General features: G+C 35.6%; 5 protein-coding genes. All 5 read right to left on the reverse strand.

What is annotated here, in order from left to right:
- Positions 1–5: 5 nt before the first annotated feature.
- The 5 genes from P9B04_RS13435 to P9B04_RS13455 all read right to left on the reverse strand — a co-directional run bounded on the left by P9B04_RS13435 (position 6) and on the right by P9B04_RS13455 (position 5,454).
- Positions 6–797 (reverse strand): lipase family protein, encoded by a 792-nt coding sequence (locus tag P9B04_RS13435; RefSeq protein WP_342055499.1) that lies wholly within the window; start codon positions 795–797, stop codon positions 6–8.
- 115 nt (positions 798–912) lie between these two features.
- Positions 913–2,190: a DNA cytosine methyltransferase gene (locus tag P9B04_RS13440; RefSeq protein WP_342055500.1), complete on the reverse strand. Its 1,278-nt coding sequence runs from the start codon at positions 2,188–2,190 to the stop codon at positions 913–915.
- Positions 2,191–2,211: 21 nt separating this feature from the next.
- Positions 2,212–3,000: an exodeoxyribonuclease III gene (gene xth, locus P9B04_RS13445; protein ID WP_342055501.1), complete on the reverse strand. Its 789-nt coding sequence runs from the start codon at positions 2,998–3,000 to the stop codon at positions 2,212–2,214.
- 116 nt (positions 3,001–3,116) lie between these two features.
- Positions 3,117–4,358 (reverse strand): carboxyl-terminal processing protease CtpA, encoded by a 1,242-nt coding sequence (ctpA, locus tag P9B04_RS13450; RefSeq protein WP_342055502.1) that lies wholly within the window; start codon positions 4,356–4,358, stop codon positions 3,117–3,119.
- A gap of 190 nt (positions 4,359–4,548) precedes the next feature.
- Positions 4,549–5,454: an adenylate/guanylate cyclase domain-containing protein gene (locus P9B04_RS13455; protein WP_342055503.1), complete on the reverse strand. Its 906-nt coding sequence runs from the start codon at positions 5,452–5,454 to the stop codon at positions 4,549–4,551.
- Positions 5,455–5,514: the final 60 nt, after the last annotated feature.

The following is a 5,514-nucleotide window of genomic DNA, read 5'->3' on the forward strand; positions in this document are numbered from 1 at the left end:
TTTTTCTAAACAAACTTGTAGTATAAAATGCTACTTTTGAAGTGCGGAATCTGGGGTACAACATCGTGATCGTGCATAAATCGCCAATACTTATTTTTCAACAAGTTATTAACGTAGTCTCTATAATCTTTATTTCCCACACGAGGCGCACCAAAGGTATAGATTCCCGAAATATTTACCCCTTTCTTTTGTAGAAAATTTGCAGCAACAATGGCGATCGCTCCTCCTAAACTGTGACCAGTTAACCAAACATATTGACATTTTTTCAGTCTTTCGATCACATCATCGAATTCAAGTTTATGTTTTCCTTCCTCCGGGATAACAGCGTCAAATGCTGATAAAAAACCTCTATGGACTTTCCCCTTTCTATGAGTAAAGTCAACTCGTTTTACCTTAAAATTAGATGACCAGTCATTAATTTTTTTTTCAGATCCTCGAAACGAAATAATTGCTGTTTTGTCATGAAAAATAATTAGACCTTGAGTTCCTGGGATATAGTTACCTTCAATATCCAGGACGATATCACGACTATTTAAAAAAATCGTTTTTTTAGCATCTTCATAACTAATTCCTGAGATCATTAATGTACAACGGATAGCATCTCGATAACTTTTATCTGAATGTTTAGCATTAACAGAACTTTTATATGACAATTGAGATATTCGAGCTAAGAGGTAAGCATTAATAAAATTAGGTAAATATTGACTTTGTTCACTTAGAGGTAACTTTTCAAAATTCTTTCTATTAAAGTCAAAAGGTTGAGGTTGATAGTCAGGCTGAAAAAGTGTAAAGGACATAATAAAATTGGTACGATTGGTTTATTAACTCCAAATTTACCTAAGCTTATTCTTTTCTTAACTAAATCTTGATATTTCTTCACATAAATGAGTAAGAATAAGTCAAAAAATTTATCTATTTGCGCTGTTTTTCCCTAATTCTTTTACCAAAAATATGAGGACTCACATCATAATAATTAGCTGCTTGAGATGGATTGAAGCTTAATAGTTCTTCACCTTCTAAGTTATAATTAATTCTTGGTTTAACTGGTGAAATTTCAAGAACTTTAATGATTTCTTTGGCAACTGCTTTAGCTAATAAGGGAGGAACTGAATTTCCAATCTGTCTAAAACCGTGCCATTTTGTGACATGAAACCTAAACCAATCAGGATATGAATGAAGTCTGGCGGCTTCTCTAACGGTGATACATCTAGGGGTAAAAGGATGAATGGGACGAGGGGAAGTATGTCCCCCACGATTACTAGGTGTACCGGCTCGTAAAGTATTACAAAAACCGTCAGGATGTAGTCTCAGAAATCGACTAACAGGTTCTATTTTTCCTGGAGAAGTATTATTAAATCTTTCTATAGATTTTTGTTGATGTTTTGTTCTTAAACTAGAGGTTAAAAGGTGTTTATTATAGTGTCTCGGGTAGGAATAATCATCAATTAGGTGGGATAAATTTCTTAATTGTTTGACATAATCGCTTGGTTTTTCATGGTCAGCGAATACCCAATCTTGATGATTTAATTCTGGATACTTAGTAACTTCTGGTAAATCTTGAATAGCATCTTTAACGGTTGGGGTAGGAGGTAAACATAAGTTATTATTTTGCTGATAATTAGTAGTTAATTTAGGATAACTGGGTAAATTCAATTCTTGTTTCCCGCCAAGAATGAACAATCTTTTTCTTAGTTGGGGAACTCCATAATTAGCTGCATTTAAAATTTGATAATCGCTTTTAACTTGATAATTATGTTTGGCAAATTCATCAAAAAGTTGTTGTAATATAAATTGATGTTTCCCAATAGTAATTCCTGGAACGTTTTCCATAACAAAATAGTTAGGTTGTAACTCCAAAACTAAGCGAACAAAGTGCTTAATTAAAGAGTTGCGATCATCATCTAAACTTCTTTTTCCCATTAAAGAAAATCCTTGACACGGTGGACCTCCAAAAACAACATCAATTGGTTTGTTTTTAATCTTTGATAATTCTCTAATATTGTCCCCTGTTATAGTTGTTACTGAGGCACAAACCGTTGTCCAAAAAGGGAAATTATAACGATGAGTCGCACAGTGAATTGGATCAAATTCTACGGACGCTAAAACATCAAAACCTGCTTGTTCAAATCCTAATGTCATTCCCCCAACACCGGCAAACAAATCAACAGCAATGGGGCGTTTTTGTTTCATATTTATATCAATTATTCTAAGCTATATTTCAAGAATGACTGGAGTATGATCGCTTGGTTTTTCTTTTTTTCTAGGTTCTACATCAATTGTACAATTGAGTGCATTTTCGTATAATTTATTAGTAAGGTAAATATGATCGATGCGCCAACCTCGATTGCGTTGAAATCCTCCTGCTCGATAATCCCACCAACTAAAATGTCCTGTATCTGTTGTGAATTTTCTGAAGACATCTTTTAAACCAATCTCTAATATATTTTGTAATGTTTCTCTTTCTAAAGGAGAAGACATTATGTGATTTTCTCTTCCTTTAGAAGTGTAAATATCTTTATCTTCTAGGGCAATGTTAAAGTCTCCACAAATACATAATTCAGGGGATTCTGTGCCAATTAAACTATGTAAATAAGTCTTCAAGACTTGAAACCACTGTAACTTGTACTCGTATTTTTCACTACCTACTGCCGCTCCGTTAGGAACATATACGTTAATAATACGAATGTCGTTAATAATACCTGAAATAATCCTTTTTTGTTCGTCAAATTGTTGGGTTATCTCTTCTCCCACAATTGGGGTAAATCCTGTTATAATTTCTGTCATAGGTTGACGGCTAAAAATAGCGACACCATTGTAAGCTTTTTGTCCATAAACATAAGTATGATAACCCAATTCTTCAAAAGGTTGCTTTGGGAAGTCTTTGTCAATTACTTTAGTTTCTTGTAAACAGAGAACATCGATAGAATGCTCATTCAACCATTCAATAACATGAGGCTGTCTAGTACGGATTGAATTAACATTCCAAGTAGCAATTTTCATATTCTATAAACTCGATTCCAATGATTTATCTTAACTAGAAATTTGCCTGAAAATAGTTACCAGTAAGCAATTTAAACTATTATTGTTTACTGATAACTGTTGACTGAAAAGCTAATCTAACTTGCTTTAGCTAATATGGAATTACCGGTTAATAGTTCCACCGCTGCCTCATATTGTAAATCTTCTCCTGTAGCAATTTGTCTGTAGGAAATAGGCTCTTGAGTAACAACTTTATCGGGTTGAATTCCTAGTTTATGGATATCGTTGTGGTTAGGTGTTTCGTATTTGGCAACAGTAATAGCTAAACCTGCACCATCGGGTAATTCAAATAAGGATTGAATTAAACCCTTGCCGAAGGTTTTTTCCCCTACCAATGTTGCTCTTCCATTATCTTTTAAAGCACCGGCTAGAATTTCACTAGCACTAGCGGTTCCTTGATTAACCAACAAAACCAAAGGGTCATCTGTTAAGGCGTTTCCTACTGCGCTAAAACTATCTTGTACCCCTTGACGGTTAACTGTATAAACAATGGTACCTTGATTCATCCATAAACGGGCAATTTCTATCCCCGCTTGCAGCAGTCCACCTGGGTTATTTCTGAGGTCTAAAATATAGCCTTCAGCTCCTTCTTTTTCTAGGTTACTAATAGCTTGCGCCATTTCTTCAGCAGCATTAGCACTGAACTGATTTAAACGGATGTACCCGATAGGAAGGTTAGGAGTTGGTTGATTTAAACTAGCAGTAACTGGACTCAAAGAAATGCGGTTGCGAGTAATTTCTATTTCTCGCATTTCTGATTCTTTTGTGTGGGGTAAAATGGTTAAAGATACCGTTGTCCCACTGGGACCGCGCATGCGAGTTGCCGCTTCATCTAGTGTTAATGTGGTGGTGTCTACATCGTCAATTCTAAGGATGCGATCGCGCGCTTTAATTCCAGCAGCTTCTGCTGGAGAACCCTCGATAGGAGAGACAACTTCTAAATTACCGGTATCGGGATTAATGTTAATTTGTAAACCCACACCGGATAATTCTCCTGCGGTGCTGACTTGTAAATTATGATACTGTTCAGGTCTTAATAAACGGGTAAAAGGTTCATCAAGAGTGGCTAACATTTCCTCGATCGCATCGTATGTTTCCTCGCGATCATCTAGGGAACGTTTCAATAAATCTTGTCTTAATACCCACCAATTTTGGTGGTTGAAGGTATCATCTAAATAGGATTGATTAACCAATCGCCATGACTGCAAAAGTAGCTTTTGGTTTTCTGTGAAAGCATTAGCATTGGGAGTCCAAGCAAAACAGTTTAACGAAAGGGAAAAAATAGCGAGAAGAGTTACCCAAAATGCACGTTTTCTCATGAGACAAACTAGAATGTGTATGGTGTTGACTTTCTTAAGCAATTGCAATTGATGCGTGTATTTCCATTGTGCCGAAATTGTAGCAAATTTACAGGGGAATTGGGAATGGTTAAGTGACTCAGCCCTAATTTAACATTGTTGCTTCTATCATAATGCTTATTTTAGGAACAAAGATAAAAACTAAAGCGAGTTATTTTTTGTGAATACCATCCCTTAACAACCAAACTGCTACTTTACCCTGTCCAGGGATATCCATCTCTCCCATCTTAGAAAATTGGTAAAATTCCTGCAAGGGTTCGTATAAACTTTCACTCACTAGAATAGAATTTGGTTTACCTTCTACAGAGTTGACAATCATTAAAAAGCGAGCAATTTTTGCAGTATTTCCCATTAAGTTATAAATGAATTTTTGCTTACCTAATAATCCTCCAATCACTTCTCCTGAGTAAATACCAATCCTAATCTCAAAGTTTAGGTGTTTTTCTTGACTAAAAGCACGTACAATTCTTAGCATTTCTAGACCTAATTCTACCACTGCTTTATCTCGATCTAGTCTTGGCACAAATAAGCCACTTGCTGCTAAATAAGAGGTCCCTACTGTACTGATTTTTTCCACATCGTGGCGTAGTGCAGCATCGTCAAAGGCACTAACAATATCATTTAAAAGTCCTACTGCTTCTTCAGCACTCATTAGATCACATTCTTCATCAAATCCGACAATATTTGCTGATAATACTGTTACGTGGGGAAATTTGTCAGCAATTTTTTCTTCCCCTTGCTTTAACCTCATAACAATAGGTGCCGGCAGAGTTTTTAGGAGTAGGGAATCATTTTTTTTAATTTGTTCTTCTAAAGCTTTTTTTTCTTCATCAATTGTTCTCGCCATTTTATTAAATGCACCCGCCAGTTGGCAAAATTCATCATCAGATGGCACAGTTACAACCACATTTGTTTCCCCCGAAGTTATTTTTTTTGCATCTGAAATTAAGCGATAAATCGGCATTACTAATCTACGGGAAAGGAATAAAGATAAAATAGTAACAATAGGTACTAAAATTGCACTAGTTACTAATACCCTTTTACCGAATATTTGTATGGGTTCAAGAAGCTTCTCAAAAAGTCTGGGGGGACTCGCCGAAAGTTAGGGGACAAAGAT

This window comes from Crocosphaera sp. Alani8 (genome assembly GCF_038442745.1).
GTDB lineage: Bacteria > Cyanobacteriota > Cyanobacteriia > Cyanobacteriales > Microcystaceae > Crocosphaera.

Excerpts from the sequence above, each read along its gene's own strand:
- P9B04_RS13435 (WP_342055499.1), bottom strand. The coding sequence starts at position 797 with ATGTCCTTTACACTTTTTCAGCCTGACTATCAACCTCAACCTTTTGAC.
- xth (WP_342055501.1), bottom strand. The coding sequence starts at position 3,000 with ATGAAAATTGCTACTTGGAATGTTAATTCAATCCGTACTAGACAGCCT.
- ctpA (WP_342055502.1), bottom strand. The coding sequence starts at position 4,358 with ATGAGAAAACGTGCATTTTGGGTAACTCTTCTCGCTATTTTTTCCCTT.
- P9B04_RS13440 (WP_342055500.1), bottom strand. The coding sequence starts at position 2,190 with ATGAAACAAAAACGCCCCATTGCTGTTGATTTGTTTGCCGGTGTTGGG.